The 20551-nt window shown below is 52.9% G+C and carries 21 protein-coding genes, 2 tRNA genes and 1 riboswitch; of the genes, 11 read left to right on the top strand and 12 right to left on the bottom strand.

The window, feature by feature from the left end; translation table 11 throughout:
- Window positions 1–11 precede the first annotated feature (11 nt).
- The 8 genes from RHM61_RS11400 (at window position 12) to RHM61_RS11435 (ending at window position 6687) form a co-directional block, all read left to right on the top strand.
- On the top strand, window positions 12–959 hold the full coding sequence (locus tag RHM61_RS11400) for a cell envelope integrity protein TolA (RefSeq protein ID WP_322247435.1): 948 nt from the start codon (window positions 12–14) through the stop codon (window positions 957–959).
- Between the two features lie 9 nt (window positions 960–968).
- Window positions 969–2252: a Tol-Pal system beta propeller repeat protein TolB gene (gene tolB / locus RHM61_RS11405; RefSeq protein ID WP_416200234.1), complete on the top strand. Its 1284-nt coding sequence runs from the start codon at window positions 969–971 to the stop codon at window positions 2250–2252.
- A 63-nt stretch (window positions 2253–2315) separates the two neighbouring features.
- The gene (pal, locus tag RHM61_RS11410; protein WP_322247437.1) at window positions 2316–2855 is read left to right on the top strand and encodes a peptidoglycan-associated lipoprotein Pal; all 540 of its coding nucleotides are present in this window, start codon (window positions 2316–2318) and stop codon (window positions 2853–2855) included.
- Window positions 2856–2969: 114 nt separating this feature from the next.
- Window positions 2970–3731 carry a tol-pal system protein YbgF gene (ybgF, locus tag RHM61_RS11415; RefSeq protein ID WP_322247438.1) on the top strand — a complete coding sequence of 254 codons (762 nt, stop codon included), beginning with the start codon at window positions 2970–2972 and terminating at the stop codon, window positions 3729–3731.
- 126 nt (window positions 3732–3857) lie between these two features.
- Window positions 3858–3933 (top strand) — tRNA-Lys (locus RHM61_RS11420).
- A 67-nt stretch (window positions 3934–4000) separates the two neighbouring features.
- Window positions 4001–4076: transfer RNA gene (locus RHM61_RS11425), tRNA-Lys, on the top strand.
- 140 nt (window positions 4077–4216) lie between these two features.
- Window positions 4217–5119, top strand: a complete 903-nt coding sequence (locus RHM61_RS11430) for an SAM-dependent methyltransferase (RefSeq protein WP_322247439.1) — start codon at window positions 4217–4219, stop codon at window positions 5117–5119.
- 110 nt (window positions 5120–5229) lie between these two features.
- Window positions 5230–6687: a Ppx/GppA phosphatase family protein gene (locus tag RHM61_RS11435; protein WP_322247440.1), complete on the top strand. Its 1458-nt coding sequence runs from the start codon at window positions 5230–5232 to the stop codon at window positions 6685–6687.
- 350 nt (window positions 6688–7037) lie between these two features.
- On the opposite strand, the gene RHM61_RS11440 is transcribed toward RHM61_RS11435, so the two are convergent.
- The 12 genes from RHM61_RS11440 to RHM61_RS11495 all read right to left on the bottom strand — a co-directional run bounded on the left by RHM61_RS11440 (window position 7038) and on the right by RHM61_RS11495 (window position 16728).
- Entirely contained in the window at window positions 7038–9152 is a 2115-nt protein-coding gene (locus tag RHM61_RS11440; RefSeq protein WP_322247441.1) for a TonB-dependent siderophore receptor, read from the bottom strand.
- A gap of 50 nt (window positions 9153–9202) precedes the next feature.
- Window positions 9203–9298, bottom strand: a riboswitch (TPP riboswitch).
- Window positions 9299–9358: 60 nt separating this feature from the next.
- Complete coding sequence (gene rarD, locus RHM61_RS11445; protein ID WP_322247442.1) at window positions 9359–10237, bottom strand: EamA family transporter RarD; 879 nt, start codon at window positions 10235–10237, stop codon at window positions 9359–9361.
- 85 nt (window positions 10238–10322) lie between these two features.
- On the bottom strand, window positions 10323–11204 hold the full coding sequence (locus RHM61_RS11450; RefSeq protein WP_322247443.1) for a cobalamin-binding protein: 882 nt from the start codon (window positions 11202–11204) through the stop codon (window positions 10323–10325).
- Window positions 11204–12043 (bottom strand): pantoate--beta-alanine ligase, encoded by an 840-nt coding sequence (gene panC / locus RHM61_RS11455; RefSeq protein WP_322247444.1) that lies wholly within the window; start codon window positions 12041–12043, stop codon window positions 11204–11206. The genes RHM61_RS11450 and panC overlap by 1 nt, the downstream gene beginning before the upstream one ends.
- 47 nt (window positions 12044–12090) lie before the next feature.
- A complete protein-coding gene (locus RHM61_RS11460) occupies window positions 12091–12867 on the bottom strand; it encodes a ScpA family protein (protein ID WP_322251096.1) in 777 nt (258 codons plus the stop codon).
- 98 nt (window positions 12868–12965) lie between these two features.
- Entirely contained in the window at window positions 12966–13175 is a 210-nt protein-coding gene (locus RHM61_RS11465; protein WP_322247445.1) for a DUF3460 family protein, read from the bottom strand.
- 98 nt (window positions 13176–13273) lie between these two features.
- Entirely contained in the window at window positions 13274–13855 is a 582-nt protein-coding gene (locus RHM61_RS11470) for a TIGR00730 family Rossman fold protein (protein WP_322247446.1), read from the bottom strand.
- Window positions 13852–14523, bottom strand: a complete 672-nt coding sequence (locus RHM61_RS11475; RefSeq protein ID WP_322247447.1) for a TetR/AcrR family transcriptional regulator — start codon at window positions 14521–14523, stop codon at window positions 13852–13854. The genes RHM61_RS11470 and RHM61_RS11475 overlap by 4 nt, the downstream gene beginning before the upstream one ends.
- 66 nt (window positions 14524–14589) lie before the next feature.
- Window positions 14590–15099 (bottom strand): RDD family protein, encoded by a 510-nt coding sequence (locus RHM61_RS11480; RefSeq protein WP_322247448.1) that lies wholly within the window; start codon window positions 15097–15099, stop codon window positions 14590–14592.
- Window positions 15096–15743: a DUF3106 domain-containing protein gene (locus RHM61_RS11485; protein ID WP_322247449.1), complete on the bottom strand. Its 648-nt coding sequence runs from the start codon at window positions 15741–15743 to the stop codon at window positions 15096–15098. Before RHM61_RS11485 ends, RHM61_RS11480 begins: the two co-directional genes overlap by 4 nt.
- Before the next feature lie 2 nt (window positions 15744–15745).
- Complete coding sequence (locus RHM61_RS11490; RefSeq protein WP_322247450.1) at window positions 15746–16159, bottom strand: DUF3619 family protein; 414 nt, start codon at window positions 16157–16159, stop codon at window positions 15746–15748.
- Entirely contained in the window at window positions 16156–16728 is a 573-nt protein-coding gene (locus RHM61_RS11495; protein WP_322247451.1) for an RNA polymerase sigma factor, read from the bottom strand. The genes RHM61_RS11490 and RHM61_RS11495 overlap by 4 nt, the downstream gene beginning before the upstream one ends.
- A gap of 516 nt (window positions 16729–17244) precedes the next feature.
- Between RHM61_RS11495 and RHM61_RS11500 the strand changes: the two genes are divergently transcribed.
- The 3 genes from RHM61_RS11500 to ilvC are packed head-to-tail and all read left to right on the top strand — an operon-like array spanning window position 17245 to window position 20524.
- The gene (locus RHM61_RS11500; RefSeq protein ID WP_322247452.1) at window positions 17245–18960 is read left to right on the top strand and encodes an acetolactate synthase 3 catalytic subunit; all 1716 of its coding nucleotides are present in this window, start codon (window positions 17245–17247) and stop codon (window positions 18958–18960) included.
- Entirely contained in the window at window positions 18960–19451 is a 492-nt protein-coding gene (gene ilvN / locus RHM61_RS11505; RefSeq protein WP_322247453.1) for an acetolactate synthase small subunit, read from the top strand. Before RHM61_RS11500 ends, ilvN begins: the two co-directional genes overlap by 1 nt.
- A gap of 56 nt (window positions 19452–19507) precedes the next feature.
- Window positions 19508–20524, top strand: coding sequence for a ketol-acid reductoisomerase (ilvC, locus tag RHM61_RS11510; RefSeq protein WP_322247454.1), 1017 nt, complete (start codon window positions 19508–19510; stop codon window positions 20522–20524).
- Window positions 20525–20551: the final 27 nt, after the last annotated feature.

Consider the following 20551-nt stretch of genomic DNA (forward strand, 5'->3'; position numbering starts at 1 on the left):
CAAACAAGCTTATGATTCAAACACCTTCGCCTCACTACGATGACTTTTCTCGGCAGAAAACGGGGCAATGGCGTGCGCCTGTGCTGGCCGCACTGGTTCATTTATTCTTGATTTTATTCTTATGGATAGGCATACACTGGCAAAATGAGCAATCTGTCGCCGTCGAAGCCGAAGTCTGGGATCTGACTACGCGTGAAGCTGCCGCACCGCTGGCAGAGCCGCCACCGCCGCCACCGCCAACTCCGGTAGAACGTGAAATCGTGGCCGCACCACGGCCGCCCGAGCCAGTGCTGGAAGATCCAGAAATTGCTCTTCAGCAAGAAAAACAAAAATTGAATCTGGCCAAGCAGAAGAAACTGGCACTGGAACGTGAACAAGCGCGTGAACAAGAGCGCAAGCAAGAGCAACGTGCCGCCGATTTGCTGGCGCAAGAAAAAGAATTGCAAAAACGAGATAAAGAACGCGCTTTGCAAGCTAAAAAAGATAATGACAAGCAAAAAGTGCAAGATAAAGAGCGCCAGGATCAAGCGAGCAAGCAGCAATTGGCGAAAGACCAAGCTGCCCGTGACAAGGCATTCAAAGAAAATATGTCGCGTCTCAACGCTCAAGCCGGCGTCAGCGCTGCCGGTGGCAACGGCAGTAATGGGACGGCGGCCAAATCGACGGGCAATAATCGCGGCGATCCGAGTTACGGCGCAACGATTGCGGCCAAAATTCGCGCTAACACGATTTACAATGTGCCAGATATGGTCGCCGGTAATCCTGCCGTCGACTATCATATCGAATTATTACCAGATGGTTCTTTACGTGGCCCTATTCGCAAGCTCAAATCGTCCGGTATTCCCGGCTTTGATGAAGCCGTCGCTAAGGGTATAGAAAAGTCTCAGCCATTTCCCAAAGATAAATCGGGCAATGCCGCCGTGAATTTGGATCTGCATTACAAAATGAAAGAAGAGTAATTCTCAATGATGCCTTGGATGAAAAAAATTTCAGTCGGTGGAGTGCTGGCCGGCACGGTCCTGCTGCTGGCCGGTGCGCCGGTTCAGGCACAATTACGCATCGAAGTCTCTGGCGTCGGATCGAACCAAATTCCCTTGGCGCTGGCCGATTTTGCCGATGAAGCGCTGGCACCGCAAAAAATATCGGGCATTATTCGCGACGACCTGAGCCGCAGCGGCTATTTTAAACTCATCAGCAGCGATACGCCTTTGGCCGAAACCGCGTTGATCAATTTCGACGCCTGGAAAAAGCAGGGTGCTGAGGCACTCGCGATCGGCAGTGTCCATAGCTTGGCTGACGGCCGCTTTGATGTCCGTTACAAGTTGCTCGATACCTTGAAAGCCAACACCTTGTCGGGTTTTGCCGTGGCAGCCCCGGCGCTTGGCCTACGCCAGAGCGCGCATAAAATCGCCGACGATATCTATGAAAAATTGACTGGCGTGCGCGGTGCATTTTCTACCCGCATCGCCTACGTGACGAAATCCGGTGCCCAGTACCGCCTCGAAATCGCCGATGCCGACGGCGAGGGCGTGAAAGTAGCGCTGCGCTCGAACGAACCTATCATTTCGCCGGCGTGGTCGGCCGATGGCAGTAAGCTGGCCTATGTCTCATTCGAGACTAAAAAGCCGGTGGTCTGGGTGCAGAACTTGCTCAGCGGTGAACGCCGCATCGTCGCCAACTATAAGGGCAGTAATTCGGCACCAGCTTGGGCACCCGATGGCAGCCGCTTGGCGATCGCCTTATCGCGCGACGGCCTGACGCAAATTTATTCGGTCAATGCCGACGGTACCGGGCTACGTCGTCTCTCTAACAGCAACAGCATTGATACTGAGCCGCAATTTTCTGCCGATGGCCAATCGATTTATTTTCTCAGTGATCGCAGTGGTGGCCCGCAGATTTACCGCATGAATGCCAGCGGTGGTGAAGCCAGTCGAGTTACCTTCAACGGCAGCTATAACATCACTCCACGTATTTCACCGGATGGCCGCACGCTGGCGTATATTTCCCGGCGCGATGGTAAATTCCAACTCTATGCACTCGATCTCGGCAGCAGCCAGGAGCAGCGCCTGTCCGACAGCAGCAAGGACGAATCGCCGAGTTTTTCTCCTAACGGACGCTACATCATGTACGCTACCGAAGCCGGGCGGCGCGGTGCACTGGCCGTGGTCAGTGTCGATGGCAAGGTAAAACAGAAATTGACGGTGCAGGCCGGAGATATTCGGGAACCCACTTGGGGTCCTTTCATGAAATAGGTGGTTCTGACATTTATTCAGAGCGGCTTTGAACTGTAGTCATTTTTTATACCAGGAGAAACTATGCGCTTTACTTCCCAATCCAAAACTCTGGCTTTGCTCGCCTCGAGTGTCGTGTTGATGGCTGCTTGTACTTCCAATGTACCGTTGGAAGCAAAGGCAAAAATCGAAGACAAACCAATCGCGACCACCACCCCGCCGCCAGCAGATCCGAACGCGATTCGCACGGTTGATACCGGTTCCACCGATCCGCTCAATGATCCTCAAGGTGTGCTGGCCAAACGCAGCGTGTACTTCGATTACGACAGCTATGCCGTCAAAGATGATTACAAGGGCGTGGTCGAAGCGCACTCGAAATACCTGAGCTCGAACAAAGCGCGCACCATTCTGATTCAAGGTAATACCGATGAACGCGGTGGCAGCGAATACAATCTCGCGCTCGGTCAGAAACGTGCCGAAGCCGTTCGTAAATCGATGAGCTTGCTCGGTGTGCCGGAAGCGCAATTGGAAGCGGTATCGCTGGGCAAAGAAAAACCAAAAGCCAGTGGTCATGATGAAGCCTCATGGGCGGAAAACCGTCGTGCCGATATCGTCTACAAGTAATTGTTGTGTCTGATCAGCGCCAGGATAATTGGCCTGATCCGTGTACGCCGACTGCGCTCTTCGGGTCGGCGTGTTTTTCCCTCTGCATACCTGCTGTACTTATTTCAGATTGCCATGAAAATTCATTGTTTCCGTACGCCTGTTTTGCTTGCCGCTCTGCTTGCTGCTCTCACTCCTGCACTGGCATCGGCCGGCTTGTTTGATGATGATGAGGCGCGTAAAGCGATTCTCGATGTGCGCGCCAAGATAGAGGCGGTCAACGCGCGTCTCGATAGCACCCTCGAGCGCAAGGCCGACAAAAACACCGCGCTGGAATTAGCCAATGATAATGAACAATTGCGCGCTGATATAGCCAAATTACGTGGCCAAATCGAAGTGCTGGCCAATGATGTCGCTAACACCCAACGTCGCCAGCAAGATTTCTACGTCGACCTCGATAATCGCTTGCGCAAGATCGAACCCAAACGCGTGACGGTAGATGGGAAAGACGCCGTGGTCGAAGTCAACGAACAACGCAGCTTTGATAATGCGATGAGCTTGTTCAAAGATGGCGATTATAAAAACGCCGGCAGCGCTTTCGGCAGTTTCATGACGACCTATCCGCAATCGGCCTATGCCGGCTCGGCCTTGTATTGGCTCGGCAATTCCTATTACGCACAACGCGATTGTAAGAACACCATCGTCGCCATGCAGCAGTTGAGTAAAACTTTCCCCGATCATCCGAAAGCGCCTGATGCCATGCTCAATACGGCAGTTTGTTATGGCGAATTGAAAGACAAGCAGGCGAGTAAGAAAACGCTGGAAAGCCTGATCTCTCACTACCCCGACAGCGAAGCCGCACAGGCGGCTAAGAACCGCTTGGCGACGCAGAAGTAAGCCGCCGAATCAGCTGAAAAAGACACGCTGCAATGTGAAGGAAACCGGCGCAAAGCAGGGCGCAGGAACTAATCCCATTGCAGGGATTGACAGAGAGGCCGGAACGCCATATAATCTCGGTCTTTCGGGTCGTTAGCTCAGCTGGTAGAGCAGCGGACTTTTAATCCGTTGGTCGCAGGTTCGAATCCCGCACGGCCTACCACGAATACAAACAGTTCAACACACGATTGTTATTGTGTTGGACAAATAGATTTTTTTCAGCAAGTTTTGGGTCGTTAGCTCAGCTGGTAGAGCAGCGGACTTTTAATCCGTTGGTCGCAGGTTCGAATCCCGCACGGCCTACCAAGACGAAGGACTCAGGTGAAAACCTGAGTCCTTTTTGTTTTTCAGCCGGTGTTTTGGCGAGTGCTATTTATTCATCGTCGGCCGCTTCTTGCCGGCTCAAATCGCCTATCATTCCTGATCAGTTCAACGGAATCTTTCTTATGCAACAGTCAGCAGCCAAATCTGTATCCAAACCAAAGCGGAAAGACATCGCGGCCACGAGTGCTGCGGCGGAAAAACACGAAATTCGTCCTGGTCAATCGCTGGAATTACTCAAAGAATTGCATATTCTTACGCGTGACGGTAAATTGAACCAAGACAGTCGCCGCAAGCTCAAGCAGGTTTATCATTTATATCAATTCATTGAACCGTTGCTGCTCGAATTGCAGCAAGATCATGCTGCCATCAGTTTGGTCGATCATGGCGCTGGCAAATCCTACCTTGGCTTCATCCTGTACGACTTGTTTTTCAAAGCGCAGCAGGCTAACAGCCAAGCGCGTATTTACGGTATCGAAACACGCGACGAGTTGGTGCAAAAATCGACCGAGCTGGCGCAGCGGCTGGGCTTTCCCGGCATGTCGTTTTTGAATTTGTCGGTGGCCGCCTCCACCACCTCGGCGCTTTTGCCTGCTAGCATAGACATCGTCACCGCGCTGCATGCCTGCGATACTGCGACCGATGATGCGATTGAGTTTGCCCTGAAAAAACGGGCCAAATTCATCGTCTTGGTACCGTGTTGCCAAGCCGAAGTAGCGGCGCATCTGCGCAGCCTGAAAACACTTGTGGCACGTGATAATCCGTGGTCGGAAATGTGGCGTCACCCCATCCATGCGCGCGAGTTCGGTAGCCAGATCACGAATGTGTTACGTTGTTTGCAGCTGGAAGCACATGGTTATCAAGTGCGTGTCACTGAGCTGGTAGGATGGGAACATTCGATGAAAAACGAATTAATCATCGCGCAATACAAGGGGACCCCGGCGAAACGCCCCGGTGAACGTCTCGCTGAAATTTTGAGCAGCACCGGACTCGACGCGATGGGCCAGCGCTTTTTTACGCCCGAGTGAAGCGCCGGCGCTGTCAGCGGGTCACCATGAGGTCATAAAGAATGATTAGTATCATTTAATACGCGGGCTCAGCTTAGCCCCGGAATTTACCGTTAAAAAAGGATAGAGCCATGCTGGCTGCCGTCGACCTGGGTTCCAACAGTTTCCGTATGCACATCGCACGCCACGAAGGCGGGGTGATTCGTGTGGTGAAAAGTGCCCGTGAACCGCTACGCTTGGCCGCAGGGCTCGATGCCGACGGTAATCTGACTGAGGAGGCCATGCGTGCGGCAATTGCTTGCCTGGGCCGTTTCCGTGCCATTCTCAATGCCTACCCGATCGATCAACTGCGCGTGGTGGCGACCAATACGATACGCATCGCTAAAAATGCGGCGATTTTACTGCCGCTGGCCGAAGCGGCGATCGGTTCGAGCATTGAAGTTATTTCCGGCGAAGAAGAGGGCCGACTGATTTACATGGGGGTCGCCAATGCCGTCGCCATTGCCGGCGAACGGCGCTTGGTCATGGACATCGGCGGGGGCTCGACCGAAGTCATACTCGGGCGTGGACAAGACATTCTGCGGGTCGAATCGTTCAGCATCGGTACGGTGCGAACCAGCGCACAGTTTTTTCCAGATGGCAGGCTCACCGAAGCGGCGTTTGCCGCTGCCGTCTTATCGGCCCGTTCGATGTTCGAAGATGCCGCGCATTTTTATCAACCACAGCACTGGCGTAAAGCTTACGGCTCGTCCGGTACGATGCGTGCGATTGCCGATGCGATTGCCCGAAATGGGCTGGGCGACGGCAAATTGACGCTGGCTGGCCTCAATGCGCTCAGACAGTACTGCATACAATGTGGTCACATCGACGCCTTGGAATTAAACGGTGTCAAGCCGGAACGCGTGGCCATGCTGGTTGGCGGTTTGGCGGTATTGATAGGCTTGATGAGCGAGTTCAATATCGAAATCCTGCAACCGATCGAAGCCGGCTTGCGTTTGGGCGTCATGTGGGATCTCTATCTACGCTCGACCAAGCGTGATCGCCGCGAAGTCTCGGTGCAAAAGATGGCCGCCTTGTTTCACACCGATCTGGCACGCGCCAATCGCGTGACCGACATGGTGAAGTCACTGTACCAGCAACTCAAACCGGCCAGCGATGAGTACCTGCCGGTGCTGATCTGGAGCGCCAAATTGCATGAGGTTGGCATGGTGGTGTCGCATACCGGTTACCACAAGCATGGTGCGTACATGATAGAAAACGCTGATCTGGCCGGTTTTACCACCAGCGAGCAGCGCATCATGAGCAAACTGATACTCTGTCAAAAAGGGAATCTGCGCAAGATCGGCGAGGGTTTGACCGATCCCGATTTTGCCAAGGCGGTGTTGAGCATGCGGCTGGCCGTGATGCTGATGCACTCGCGCGCCGAGATCGATTACCAAGACATACGCCTGAAGATGAAAAAAGGCATAGAACTCGAAATGCGCCGCGCTTGGGTCACCGTGCATCCGACCGTGGCGTATTGGTTGCAGAAAGAAATAGAATGCTGGCGCGAAGTCGGGGTTGACTTTCTGGTGCGTGCCAATGTCTGACGAGGTGCAACACTCGGGTGTTGGTGACTGGTTTGGAATCATCAGGAAGGGAGCTATCCATCGCCGCCCTGAAGAGGCTGTCGCAAAAGTCTGATGGACGCATTTTTATACCTGAAACACCGCACACCTTGTCATTCCCGCATGCCGCAGCCTCGTCATTCCCGCATGCTTTTGGCGGGAACCCAGTGTCGTTTTTCGCACTGAAAACGCGATAATTTCCGGCATTTTCAGTTAAGCACGAACGTCGCTGGATTTCTGCCAAAAGCGCGCAGGAGCGACGTGACGGTCGCTTGGAACCAAGTTTTGCCAAGATTGCCAATCGGCATCAACATCAACATCAAGGGCGTGAGTTAAAACTCAAACTGCGCCGACAATTTGGCAATCCGCGGCGCGCCCGGGAATAAATAGCCGCCCAAGGATTGCGTCGCATCGCGCCAGTAGAATTTATCGAAGACATTATCGATGTTCAAACGCAGTGTGGTGCGGGTATGGCCGATCATCGTCACATAGCGTGCGCCGAGGTTGAAGACTTGGTAACCGGGCACGATCACGCTGTTGTCGGGGTTGTACGCCTTGTTACCACTGTACTGCCAACTGGCATTGAGATTGACGCCGTTGGCGACGGCGTAGTCGACATATACGGTCGACTTCCATTGCGGCACATTGAGCACGCGTTTGCCATCGAGCATAGCCTCACCGGTATCGCGCTGGGTGGCTTTGAGCCAGGCTGCACTGGCACCGAGCTGCCATTGCGGTGCCAGTTTGACTTGGGTGGTCAATTCCATACCACGATGTCTGGCCGTGCCATTTTGTACGTAGACATTGCTGCCATTGATGTACTCGAGTGTTTTTTTAATTTCGAACAAGGCCAGATTCACACTGACGTCGCGCGAGACTTCGCGCTTGACGCCGATTTCCCATTGCTTGGACTTGCTGGGATTGAGCATATTGTTGGCATTGACGGTACCGAACGGGGCAATGCCACCATGTTCCAAACCTTGTGCAAACGATGCGTACAAAGCCAGTTTCTGAACCGGTTGGTAGACCACGGCGCCATTCGACAGCAGATAGTTGTTGTTATACCCGGGATTGTCGAGCTCGCGCCGTTCGATCTGAACATGGCGTAAGCCTAAGTGTAATTTCCAGTCCGGTGCCAAGCTGACGATATCTTGCGCGAACACGGCGCGTTCACGGTCGGTGCGACGCCAGGTGGCGGCACCCTGTTGATTGGGCGACGCTGGCAGTGCGACCGTTTGGTAAATGTTACTGGTGCCGACAAAATCATAGACATAATCGGCGAAATAGTCGCGTCGCTCGCTGCTGCTGATACCGCTGGCGAATTCATGCTGCTGCCCAGAGAGTACGAAACGACCCTTGAGCAAGGCTTGCATGGCGCTTAAAGTTTTTGATTCATTGAGACTGCGATAATCATACACATCGTAGTCACCGTTGGCACAATAACCAGCCGCACCGTTGCATCCATAGGGAAATGCCGTGTAATCGTTGCGTTTGAATTGATGTGTGTTGGCCGCGGCGCTGGCGCTCCAGTCATCGTTGAAACGGTATTCAAAACGTGCGCCGAGGTTGCTGTCGCGCGTATCGACCGGTTTGGCCCAAGCTTGGTTATTGAGCATCGTGTCGGCACGGATACCTTGCGGCAGATTAGTCCCATTGGTCAATTGGAAACCCGGCACCGAAAGCTGAGATTTGTGCTGGTAATCGACGTCAAGTTGCAGCAATGCTTGGCGCGACAAATGCCAGTCGAATGCTGCCGAGAAAAATTGGCGTTCGCCGTTCGCGCCTTTCACATACGAGCGCAGGCGTTCCTCGGCGACATTGAAGCGGTAGCCGAATTGGCCATTGCCAAACATGCCACCGAGGTCAGCCGCACCATAGAGTGTGCCGCGTTCCGATATTTCGGTGTTGATGGTGCGTAAATCGCTCGTGGTCGGCCGCTTGGTGACGTAATTGAGTATACCGCCCGGTGTCGCCAAGCCCGATTGGAAACCGGACAAGCCCTTGAGTATCTCGACTCTTTCCTTGTTTTCCAAGGGGATCGAGGCATCACCCGGAATCGCAAAGCCATCTTTGCGGTAACTGCTCTCATTGTTGAGTGCAAAGCCGCGTATCGAAAATTGCTCGGCATAGCCGATCGCATTGTAGGCCTCATTGACGCTGGCATCGTACTTCATGAGGTCGGTGCTTTGTCGTACTTGCCAATCTTGCATTTTCTGGGCTGACCAAGCATTGATTGAAAACGGTACTTCTAACGCGGGTGTGTCGAGGTAGCCGCCGCCATAGCTATTGTCGGCTACCGCTGCCTTGTTGCCGCTGATGGTGACGGCTGCCACACCAGCATTGTCGGCTGCCAGCGCCTGCGGTGCCAATGACCAAGCCTCAAGGATGGAGAAGGCCAGCACAGAGCGGCGCAGCAGACGGGACGACAAGGGAATGGGGGGGAACATGGTGTTTGGCTCTCAAGGCGGTAATGACCGGCGTGGGAGCAGACAAAGCAGGGGGAGACTTTGCGCTTCCCTTCGCTGGCATTATCCAGATCAGGTAGAAGGGACTCTCTCACCCGGAAAATACTCCAGGACCCCTAGCGAAGCGCGACTTTACCATAAAAAGGAGGAGCTTGCCTGATTCCAGGCTACTCCCCCTGATTGCCTTGTCAGCGTGTTGCGCTGCGCCAACCTACCCATAAACCTTCGGCTGAAAAGATCAGCAGTCCTAACCAAATGGCGGCAAAGCCGAGCAATTTATGCGGATCGAGCACTTCGTGGAAGACCAAAATAGCCAACAAAAGCTGTACCGAGGGAGCGATGTATTGCAAAAACCCAAGTGTGGTCATCGGCAAGCGGCGCGCACCGGCGGCAAACAAGAGCAGCGGAATGGCCGTGACCGGCCCGGCCAGCACCAGTAACAGGCTGACCTCGGTGCTGCTGCTCAGTAGCGCATTCTGACCATGCCAAGTCAGCCACGCCAGATAGGCGATGGCAAATGGGAACAGCAAGGCCGTTTCCAGCGACAAGCCTTCGAGTGCACCGAGTGGCGCGGTTTTACGCAGCAAGCCATAGGTGCCGAAGGTGGCTGCCAACACCAGTGCCACCCAAGGTAGATGACCGGTTTGCAGCGTCATCCAACACACACCGACGGCAGCTAAGGCGATGGCGATCCATTGGCCGGTGCGCAGTCTTTCCTTGAGAAACACCGAACCGATCAAAATATTCACTAGAGGCGTCATGAAATACCCGAGGCTGGTATCGATGACGCGGCCATCATTGATGGCCCAGATATACACAAACCAGTTACTCGACAAAAATAGTGCGCTGAAAATAAAGCGCGCGATCAAGCGCGGCTGGCGTCGCGCCTCATCGATCCAACTCCATTGGCGGCGTGCGGCCAACACCATCATTAAGAACAGCAAGGACCAAATCATGCGGTTCAATAAAATTTCCAGCGAAGGCACGGTGTGCAGTAATTTGAAAAATACTGGGAATAAACCCCACAGCGTGTAAGCCGAGCCGGCCAAGAGTATGCCTTTACGCATTTTTGCTTTCTGAAAAAAAGGAGTGTTGTAGCTTGCGGGGTAAGGTCGCTGAGAGCGGTCGTATTGTGCTCGGAAGGAGAGCTGGCTATGGTTTGCGTACTTGAGCGATCTCTTTGCACAGCGCCTCAGTACCGTCGAGAATACGGGGACCGGCACGATTGAGCCAGTCGGCCTTGATGGCCACCAAATGATTCTTGCGTACCGCTTGCAAGACCGGCAATGTGCGCCACTGCATCAGACTGTCGGTATTGTCGGCACCGGTGACGATCATCGCCGGATCGGCAGCCAGCACGGCCTCGGTCGTGATGGTCGGACTGGTTTCCTTGAGCAGGCCGAAAGGATTTTTTCCGCCGCATAAACGAATCGCGGCAGAAATCAGGTGCTCGTCATTCAGAGTCATTAACGGTTGCTTCCAGACTTGATACAACACCGTCAGCGGCGGCGTTGAAGCCGGTTGGCGGTAGCGTTCACGCAGCCCCGCCAAGCGTTGCCGAAACTGGGCCGCAGCCGGTCGGCCGAGCGCCTCGGTACCGGCCAACAAGGCCAAGCGTTCGATGGAACTGGCTACCGTCTCAAAATCGCGCGGTTCACTCTCAAACACATGGATATGCTTGTTACGCAACTGCTGCGCCAATTGACGTGCATTGCCGGTACCCCAGATGACGACCAAATCCGGTTGAATTGCCAACAAGCGCTCAGTATCGATGGCGAACACATTGCCTATCGAAGGCAAGTTGCGCGCTGCCAGCGGGTAATCGCTGTAGTCGCTGACGGCAATGACGCGCGTGGCGGCACCGGCGGCGAATAATAATTCGGTCGCATGCGGTGCCAAGCTGACGATACGTTGCGCCGGCCGCTCCAGGCAGACATTGCGGCCGGCATCGTCGATTACGCACAGTGCCGCACTAGCCACAGAACTGGCCAGTAGGGTAAGGATACACAGAGCCAGACGCGCCGGGAGCTGCATCAAATTTCCAGGTTATCGATCAGGCGGGTATTGCCGAGCTTAGCTGCCGCCAAAACCACTAACTGGCTGGCCTGCGCCAAATCGTCGGCTGACGGCGCTTGCAGATCAGCACGCTTGCGTATCGAAATATAATCGGGCTGCCAGCCATGCTGCGCCAGTTTGGCCATCGCATTGCGTTCGAGTTCACACAGATCGAGCTGACCGTTGCGGACTTCCAGCGCGACTTCTTGTAGCGCTGCATACAGGGCCGGTGCTTGTGCTCGCTCTTGCTGCGATAAATACATATTGCGTGAAGACAGCGCCAAGCCATCCTCGGCGCGATAGGTGTCGGCCGCGATGATTTCGGTTGGCAAGGCAAACTGCTTGCTCATATTGCGGATGATCATTAATTGCTGATAATCTTTCTTACCAAACACCGCCACCCGCGGTTGTACGCAAGAAAATAATTTCAATACCACCGTGGTCACGCCGGTGAAAAAACCGGGGCGGAATTCGCCTTCGAGAATATTGCCGATATGGTCAGGGGTGCGAACGCGAAATTCTTGCGGTTCCGGATACAAATCTTTCTCGGTTGGTGCGAACAGCACGTACACGCCTTCTTTTTCCAGCTTTTCTACATCGTCTTGAAAGGTCCGTGGATATTTATCGAAATCTTCATTCGGGCCGAATTGCAGACGATTGACGAAAATCGATGCGACCACCGGGTCGCCATGTTTCTTTGCCAGACGGATCAAGGACAGATGGCCTTCATGCAAATTGCCCATGGTCGGTACAAAGGCGGTGCGCAACTGACCGCTGAGCTGGTCGCGCAATTCTTCAATGGATGAAATGATTTTCATGGTCAGGGAGTAAGTCGGTTAAAGGTAACAATGCGTACGGCCGGCGTTTACGCGGGCGAGTAGGCGAGGCGGACATAAATGGGCGCGAAGGCGGCCGCTTGGGTAATTTCTATCAGAGTTTCTTTAGCCAATTCGAGTAAGGCGACGAAGTTAACCACCAGCACCGGTGCACCGCGACTGGGATCGAATAAATCGGAAAATTCGACGAACTTGCTTGATTGCAGCTTGCGTAAAATACTGCTCATATGCTCACGTACCGATAATTCTTCGCGGCTGATCTTATGATGGGCCACCAGAGTCGCGCGTTTCAGAATATCGGCCCAAGCCGATTGAATATCGGCGATGTCGACTTCAGGCCAGTGCAACACCGTATGCTGCTCGACGAAAACTTGGGCATGTAGAAAATCACGGCCAAGTTGCGGCACGCTGTTGAGATCATAGGCCGCCAGTTTCATTTGCTCGTACTCGAGCAAGCGGCGCACCAGTTCGGCACGCGGATCACCGGCCTCATCGCCATCGCTGGCCTTATTTGATGGCAACAGCATGCGTGATTTGATTTCAATCAGCATGGCCGCCATCAGCAGATATTCGGCCGCCAGTTCCAGATTATGCTCACGGATTTGCTCAACATATTTCAGATACTGCTTGGTGACTTGCGCCATCGGAATATCGAGAATATTGAAATTTTGTTTGCGTATCAGGTACAGCAGTAAATCCAGCGGCCCTTCAAATGCTTCGAGGAAGACTTCGAGCGCGTCTGGCGGTATGTATAAATCGTTGGGTAATTTAAACAAGGGTTCGCCATACAGGCGCGCAAACGCCATGCCATCGACCACGTCGGGCGTACTGTCACCGCCGACCAGTTCGGGTAGGGTAATGGCAGCGAGATCGGCAGTGCTCACCGGATTACTTCCGAGCCGACTCAGCCTTTGTTTTGATAAACGTAGGCGGCTTGCGGCACATCCGCAGCGAGATACTCTTTTTGTACCGTCAATGCGACCGGTTCTTTGTCCCACAGCAGGGCGCGACCATCGCGTTGACTTTGCTCAAGCGCTGGATTGGCGGCTTTCAAGCTTTGTATGAATTGCGTGGCTTCGGATTGATACAGAGAGAATTGCTTGGAGAATTTCATGATTTTGAAATAAACACTTAAAAAGACGAATGAAGCCGCATTTTACTCTGTATTTGGCGGAAAACCGCATTTTAAGACCGCCAGCGCCAGCGCGGCGATTACAAGTCGCGCTGTGTGACCCATTTGTGCCGTGTCGGCGCTTGGTAAGTGGAAAATTTTTCCAATAAGGCGGCGGCTTCAGTTTCTGCAAACAGCAAATCAAGGTGCGTACTGAGTAAAAAACCTTGGGTTTGCGCATGGCTGAGGAAAGTCAGCAAGCCATCATAAAAACCGGCGACATTGAGTAAGCCCAGAGGTTTGTTGTGGAAGCCAAGTTGCGCCCAAGTAAACACTTCAAACAATTCTTCCAGCGTACCTATGCCGCCCGGCAGCGCAATGAAGGCATCCGACAACTGCGCCATCAATGCTTTACGTTCGTGCATATTGTTAACCACATGCAATTGCGTCAAGCCGGTATGGCCGACTTCTTTATCCATCAGCGCTTGCGGTATGACACCCGTCACACGGCCACCGAGACGCATGACTTCATCGGCTACAATGCCCATCAGGCCGACGTTGCCGCCGCCGTAAATCAGGTGTAAGTCTTGTGCTACCAAGGTGGCGGCGAGCTCACGCGCCGCCGCGGCATAGGCCGGGCTGACGCCGGCGGCAGAGCCGCAATAGACGCAGATAGATTTCATTGGGGGCTGATCTTCCGTAAGTAATCTTGCGACAACTGTTCAAAGACTTGCTTGGTTTCACCGCGCAGATACGGGCTGATCTGCGAAATGACTTGGTAGCAACCGCGTGCCAGGGATTCCGACATAGTTTGTAATTCCGTGTACTTACGCGGATTACGCACGTATTCATACGATAGCCAGTAAGTCGCCACGACGACCATATTGGTTGCCAGCGATTCAATATCCCTATCGGTGGCGGCAAATTCTCCATCGGCGCGCAGATCATTGCACAGTTCGGTCGCGACTTTGATCTTGTGGGCGAGGATGAGTTTGAAGTTGAGTTCGAGTGTGCGATTACGCGACAATAAATCATTGAGGTCGCGATAAAAGAAGCGATAGCGCCACACCAACTCAAAAGTCAGGTGCAGATAGGTCCAGATATCCTGAATATTAGCTTTGCGGCCATGAGGAAATGCCAGTTTTTTATTAATTTCCGCTTCAAACTGCGTGAAGATGGAATTGACGATATCGTCTTTATTGCGAAAATGATAATATAAATTGCCAGGAGAAATGTTCATTTCTTCGGCAATCACGGTCGTGGTGATATTCGGTTCGCCGAATTCATTGAACAGGCGTAGCGATAATTCGAGAATACGTTCACGCGTGCGGCGCGGAGCTTTGTGTTGCATGTCATTCTACTCGTTAAATTATTTCAGCAGAATAGCATTGATCAGGCCGCGCGCAAACTACGCTGATCAACTGGTGAGAGAATTATTCTTTACGGCGACCTCAGTCAGGCGGGTTTTGGCCAGTCTGTCATGCAAAAATTGACCATCGGGCGACATCCGCACCGTCATGGCCCAAGCCAGCATGCCGAGCGCCAGCGCGATCACCATGTTCCAGCCTTGCAGTTCAAATTGATACGCCAAGGCCAAGGCCGGCACGAACCACAGCCAGGCCAGCAAGTACCGCAGTACGGCTTTCGGCAGCGGCAAACGGCTGCCGTCGAGATCGGTGACGCGGATACGCCAGGTTTGCATCGCCAGCGTTTGACCGCTGCGACTCCAACAAAATACAAAATACGCACCGATCACCACAAACAGACAGATCTGCCGTGCATGCCGCAAAGCCAAGGCATTGTGGCTTTGACTGAGCACATCGAATACGAAGCCGACAGAAAAAACGATGCCGAACAACAGCATCGCTTCATACACCATACAGAGCAAACGACGTCGCAGCGCCGGCGTAGTTAAGCTTGGCTTCACGGCATCGCCGAGACCAAGCTGGTCGAGGCTGGAATGGCGGCAGGCGTGCCGGCCGGCACGACAGGTTTCAGCGGTTTCGCGACAGGCGCAGGCTTGGGGCCAACCTTGATTGGCGCCAATATCTGCGGATTCTTAATGTTTTGTACCGATAAATTTGTCAGATTTTTTGGTTTTTTATGCTCTGCAGCTAATTGTTTCTTTTCTTCTTCACTCAACTGCTGGTACTGCTGCCACTGTGCAGACTTCAATTCCGGCTTGACCAAGTTGGCATGAGCAAAATTTTCGCGCGCGGCGGCCCGTTGTTCCGGGCTCAATTTTACCCAGTCACGCATGCGTTCTTGCAGGCGCGCTTGCTCATCCGGTTTCATCTGAACCGCGCGCGTCGCGATCTCCAGCCATTTCTTTTTGGAAAATTCTGACATGCGCGGCCATTCGCCAACCAGTGGTGCCAGCGTCGCGCGTTGCTGCATGGACAGGTCGCCCCAGGCGGGTTTAGTATTGAGCGCTGCGAGTTGCGCTGGCTTGCCGGCCGCGGTCACTGGCGTAGCGGCAGGCGTAGCAGACGTTGCACCGTTGGCCAGGGCCAACGCCGGCATGCAGCAGGCGATCAAGAAGCTCAACAAATAATGACGCAAACTCAGCACGCTTACTCCCCTGTTTTGTTCAGATAGGCACTAAAGCCCGTGTCGATATACGCGGCCGGCGGCAATTCATCGGCCAATACAGCGACATCGATGTCGGCCAGTTCGCTGATGCCTTGCTGTTTCTCATTTTCGTAAATTCCCATGAGTCCGACGATCAGTACCAACAAAGGAATGATCAGACCAAGCCGACCGAGCCAAGACGCCGGTCCTGAGAAGGATAAATTGGCACCACCGGCCAATACGCCGCGCCAAGCCAAAACACGGCTGGGAGCAGCTTTTTTACGTGACAGTGCCAATTGACGCGATTGTGCCAGCCGTTGCAAGGTTGCGGCTGGCAGAGTCTCGGAAGACTCATTGAGCGCGCGCTTAATTTTGTACGCAAAGTCGAGATCTTGCGCTTGTTGTGAGTAGTTCATAGCTGGATTCCTTTCGCCTTCAGTGATGCGGCCAATGCGTGAGTTGCACGGGAACAATGGGTTTTCACGCTGCCTTCCGAGCAGCCCATTGCGGAGGCGGTTTCTGCCACATCCATGTCCTCCCAATAACGCATGAGGAATGCTTCCCGTTGACGTCCCGGGAGCTTTTTTATTTCATCATCGATAATATTGAGAACTTGTTCGCGTTCAAGCTTGTCGGCGGTCGATTCCGAAGCTTGCGAGCCTTCTTCTGAGGCGTAATTTTCGAGTAAATCGAAGTTGTCATTTTCATCACTTCCGGCTGGTGTCATGCTCGAAAACAGGCTGACCCAAGTATTGCGGACTTTTTCGCGGCGAAAGAAGTCAAGTATGGTGTTTTGCAAAATACGCTGAAACAACATCGGCAGCTCATTGGCGGGCTTGTCACCGTATTTTTCAGAAATTTTGATCATGGCTTCTTGAACGATGTCCAGCGCCGATTCTTCATTTCTGACCGTATACAAGGCATGCTTGAAGGCGCGTCTTTCGACCCCCTCAAGGAAGTTGGATAGTTCTTTATCAGTAGCCATTGTTGGCAATAGTCATATTTTAGTCAGCGATTCTCAGAAATGTGCATTAAGCACTAAGGCCGCAGATGGTTTTAAAATTGCGCATATGCTAGCAAAAATAGTCCAAAGTGTCTCAAATTTTGTGAATGTAAGCAAAACTGTACGACAACGGCGAAATTATATCGATAAAGTCACTTGACCAAAATGCTGCGACGCATTACCTTATCAGTCGGCTCCTCAATCTGGGAGCAACCAATGCCTGTACGGACTGAACCACAATGTCAGTGCCAGCAGGTGCGCTTAAATTAGAAGCTGTTTGTTCTGCCCCATGCCACAAGCGTGAGAAGTCTGTCGTTGTCTGGCCCTGTCGCTGATTGAACGAGCAGATAAGTCTGGTCTGGAACCCCCTCCAACGGAGAGGTAAAGGAAAAGATGAAACTGCATAAAGGAAGATCAGCTCAAAAGCTTTGGAACGGCGATTTCGCCAGGAAAGAACATCCGATCAATCTCCTATGGACCTTGAAAGGACAATATAAAATGAGTACAGAATTTACAGGCGCAGAGATACTGGTCAAGTGTCTTGCCGAAGAGGGTGTGGAGCATGTGTTCGGTTATCCGGGCGGTGCCGTACTCTATATCTACGACGCAATCTATAAGCAAGATAAGTTTCAGCATATTCTCGTGCGCCACGAACAGGCGGCGATTCATGCGGCCGATGCTTACTCTCGTTCCTCTGATAAAGTTGGTGTGGCGCTGGTGACTTCGGGTCCCGGTGTCACCAATGCAGTGACCGGTCTGGCCACTGCGTATATGGATTCGATACCGATGGTCGTCATTTCCGGTCAGGTGCCCAGTGCCGTGATCGGGCAAGATGCCTTCCAGGAATGCGACACCGTCGGCATTACCCGCCCCTGCGTCAAGCACAATTTCCTGGTCAAGGATGTGCGCGATCTGGCAGATACGATCAAAAAAGCCTTCTTCATTGCCACGACAGGTAGGCCTGGTCCGGTGCTGGTGGATATCCCTAAGGATATCAGCATGCACAAAACCACGTTTTCTTATCCTAAAGAAGTCGAGATGCGCTCGTACAAGCCAGTCGACAAAGGGCATGCCGGGCAGATTCGCAAGGCGATGCAATTGTTGCTGCAAGCTGAACGCCCGATGATTTACACCGGCGGCGGCGTGATTCTCGCGCACGCTTCACCGGAACTCAATAAACTGGTCGACACCTTGGGTTTTCCATGTACCAATACCCTGATGGGTTTGGGGGCGTTCCGTGCCAGCGACGATAAATTCGTCGGTATGCCGGGCATGCATGGTACCTACGAAGCCAATATGGCCATGCAACATTGCGACGTGCTCATTGCTATCGGCGCGCGCTTCGATGACCGTGTGATCGGCAATACCAAGCATTTCGCTTCAGTCCCGCGCAAGATTATCCATATAGATATCGACCCATCGTCGATTTCGAAACGCGTCAAAGTCGACATTCCTATCGTTGGCAATGTCAAAGACGTGTTGCAGGAAATGCTGGCCCAACTGAGTGCCAGTGATACGCGTTCGGAACCGAAAGCCTTGGCGGCCTGGTGGAAGCAGATCAATGAATGGCGTGGTCGCGACTGTCTCCAGTATCCAAGCTCGGATTTGCTCATCAAGCCGCAATCGGTAGTGGAAAAAGTATGGGAAGTAACGAAAGGCGATGCCTTCGTGACCTCTGATGTCGGCCAACACCAAATGTGGGCAGCGCAGTACTATCGTTTCGACAAACCGCGTCGTTGGATCAATTCCGGCGGCCTCGGCACCATGGGTGTCGGCTTGCCGTATGCGATGGGCGTGCAAATGGCCAATCCTGATGCGACGGTCGCCTGTATTACCGGTGAAGGCTCGATACAAATGTGCATCCAAGAGCTGGCAACCTGTAAACAATATCACCTGACACCGAAAATCATTCTGCTCAACAATCGTGTGCTCGGCATGGTCAGACAATGGCAGCAAATCGATTACGGTTCGCGCTATTCGGAATCCTATATGGATTCTTTGCCTGATTTTACCAAACTGGTCGAAGCTTACGGTCACGTCGGTATGAAAATTGAAAACCCAGCCGACGTTGACGGTGCGGTACGTGAAGCATTTGCGATGAAGGATAGACTGGTGTTCATGAATTTCATTACTGATCAGACTGAAAATGTGTGGCCTATGGTGAAAGCCGGTAAGGGCCTCACGGAGATGTTGCTCGGTTCGGAGGATCTGTGATGAGACATATCATTTCCATTCTCCTTGAGAATGAAGCAGGGGCCTTGTCGCGCGTGGTCGGTTTGTTTTCGGCCCGCGGTTACAACATCGAAACCCTGACCGTCGCACCGACCGAAGATGCCACCTTGTCGCGCATGACTATCGTCACCAGCGGATCGGATGACATCATCGAACAAATTACCAAGCATCTCAACCGTTTGATCGAAGTGATCAAAGTGGTGGATCTGACCGAAGGTGCGCACATCGAGCGCGAGCTCATGCTCATCAAGGTCAGAGCAGTTGGTAAAGAACGCGAAGAAATGAAGCGTACCGCCGACATTTTCCGCGGCCGCATCATCGACGTCACAGAAAAAACCTACACGATAGAATTGACCGGTAACAAAGGCAAGCTCGACGCCTTCATCGATTCCATCGATCGCGCATCCATACTCGAAACCGTGCGTACCGGCGGCTCGGGCATAGGACGCGGCGAACGCATTCTCAAAGTATGAACCGGGCTGTTCACACAGCCGTTTGCAAAAATCATTTAAATTAAACAGGATATAAAATGAAAGTTTTCTACGATAAAGATTGTGATCTCTCCCTGATCAAAGGCAAAAAAGTCACCATCATCGGTTATGGTTCGCAAGGCCATGCCCATGCACAGAATCTGAATGATTCCGGTTGCCAGGTCACGGTTGCGTTGCGTAAAGGCGGCGCTTCATGGGATAAGGCAAAAAATGCCGGTCTCAATGTAGCCGAAGTCAATGACGCGGTCAAAGCAGCTGATGTCATCATGATTTTGCTGCCAGATGAAAACATCGCTCAAGTGTATGCTGAAAACGTCGCACCACATGCGAAACAAGGCGCGGTGCTGGCCTTCGCCCATGGCTTCAACGTTCATTACGGTCAAGTCGTGCCACGTGCCGATCTCGATGTCATCATGATCGCACCGAAAGCACCAGGCCACACTGTGCGCGGTACTTACGCTCAAGGCGGCGGCGTGCCTCACCTGATCGCCGTGTACCAAGACAAATCCGGTTCGGCCCGCGACATCGCTTTGTCGTATGCCATGGCCAATGGTGGCGGTCGTGCCGGTATCATCGAAACTAATTTCCGTGAAGAAACTGAAACTGATTTGTTCGGTGAACAAGCAGTTCTCTGCGGCGGCGCCGTAGAACTGATCAAAGCTGGTTTTGAAACATTGACAGAAGCCGGTTATGCACCTGAAATGGCGTATTTCGAATGTCTGCATGAATTGAAATTGATCGTCGATCTGATCTATGAAGGCGGTATCGCCAACATGAATTACTCGATCTCGAACAATGCCGAATACGGCGAATATGTAACCGGCCCGAAAGTCGTTACATCGGCAACCAAAGACGCGATGCGCCAATGTTTGAAAGATATTCAAACCGGTGAATACGCGAAAAGCTTCATCTTGGAAAACAAAGCCGGCGCACCGACACTGATCTCCCGTCGTCGCTTGACTGCTGAGCATCCGATTGAAGAAGTGGGGGCGAAATTGCGTGCCATGATGCCATGGATCGCTAAAAACAAACTCGTCGATCAATCGAAAAACTAACTTGGTATAACGCCGGGCATCATCCAC

The sequence above is a fragment of the Undibacterium sp. CCC3.4 genome (assembly GCF_034347425.1).
Lineage (GTDB): Bacteria > Pseudomonadota > Gammaproteobacteria > Burkholderiales > Burkholderiaceae_D > Undibacterium.

What these genes read in the sequence shown, in the direction of transcription:
- RHM61_RS11460 (WP_322251096.1), bottom strand. Translation starts at nt 12,867, where the DNA reads ATGGCGTTTGCGCGCCTGTATGGCGAACCCTTGTTTAAATTACCCAAC.
- RHM61_RS11430 (WP_322247439.1), top strand. Translation starts at nt 4,217, where the DNA reads ATGCAACAGTCAGCAGCCAAATCTGTATCCAAACCAAAGCGGAAAGAC.
- pal (WP_322247437.1), top strand. Translation starts at nt 2,316, where the DNA reads ATGCGCTTTACTTCCCAATCCAAAACTCTGGCTTTGCTCGCCTCGAGT.
- RHM61_RS11475 (WP_322247447.1), bottom strand. Translation starts at nt 14,523, where the DNA reads ATGCAACACAAAGCTCCGCGCCGCACGCGTGAACGTATTCTCGAATTA.
- ilvC (WP_322247454.1), top strand. Translation starts at nt 19,508, where the DNA reads ATGAAAGTTTTCTACGATAAAGATTGTGATCTCTCCCTGATCAAAGGC.
- RHM61_RS11490 (WP_322247450.1), bottom strand. Translation starts at nt 16,159, where the DNA reads ATGAACTACTCACAACAAGCGCAAGATCTCGACTTTGCGTACAAAATT.
- panC (WP_322247444.1), bottom strand. Translation starts at nt 12,043, where the DNA reads ATGAAAATCATTTCATCCATTGAAGAATTGCGCGACCAGCTCAGCGGT.
- RHM61_RS11440 (WP_322247441.1), bottom strand. Translation starts at nt 9,152, where the DNA reads ATGTTCCCCCCCATTCCCTTGTCGTCCCGTCTGCTGCGCCGCTCTGTG.
- RHM61_RS11495 (WP_322247451.1), bottom strand. Translation starts at nt 16,728, where the DNA reads ATGGCTACTGATAAAGAACTATCCAACTTCCTTGAGGGGGTCGAAAGA.
- RHM61_RS11470 (WP_322247446.1), bottom strand. Translation starts at nt 13,855, where the DNA reads ATGAAATCTATCTGCGTCTATTGCGGCTCTGCCGCCGGCGTCAGCCCG.
- rarD (WP_322247442.1), bottom strand. Translation starts at nt 10,237, where the DNA reads ATGCGTAAAGGCATACTCTTGGCCGGCTCGGCTTACACGCTGTGGGGT.
- RHM61_RS11500 (WP_322247452.1), top strand. Translation starts at nt 17,245, where the DNA reads ATGAGTACAGAATTTACAGGCGCAGAGATACTGGTCAAGTGTCTTGCC.
- tolB (WP_416200234.1), top strand. Translation starts at nt 969, where the DNA reads ATGCCTTGGATGAAAAAAATTTCAGTCGGTGGAGTGCTGGCCGGCACG.
- ybgF (WP_322247438.1), top strand. Translation starts at nt 2,970, where the DNA reads ATGAAAATTCATTGTTTCCGTACGCCTGTTTTGCTTGCCGCTCTGCTT.
- RHM61_RS11450 (WP_322247443.1), bottom strand. Translation starts at nt 11,204, where the DNA reads ATGCAGCTCCCGGCGCGTCTGGCTCTGTGTATCCTTACCCTACTGGCC.
- ilvN (WP_322247453.1), top strand. Translation starts at nt 18,960, where the DNA reads ATGAGACATATCATTTCCATTCTCCTTGAGAATGAAGCAGGGGCCTTG.
- RHM61_RS11465 (WP_322247445.1), bottom strand. Translation starts at nt 13,175, where the DNA reads ATGAAATTCTCCAAGCAATTCTCTCTGTATCAATCCGAAGCCACGCAA.
- RHM61_RS11400 (WP_322247435.1), top strand. Translation starts at nt 12, where the DNA reads ATGATTCAAACACCTTCGCCTCACTACGATGACTTTTCTCGGCAGAAA.
- RHM61_RS11435 (WP_322247440.1), top strand. Translation starts at nt 5,230, where the DNA reads ATGCTGGCTGCCGTCGACCTGGGTTCCAACAGTTTCCGTATGCACATC.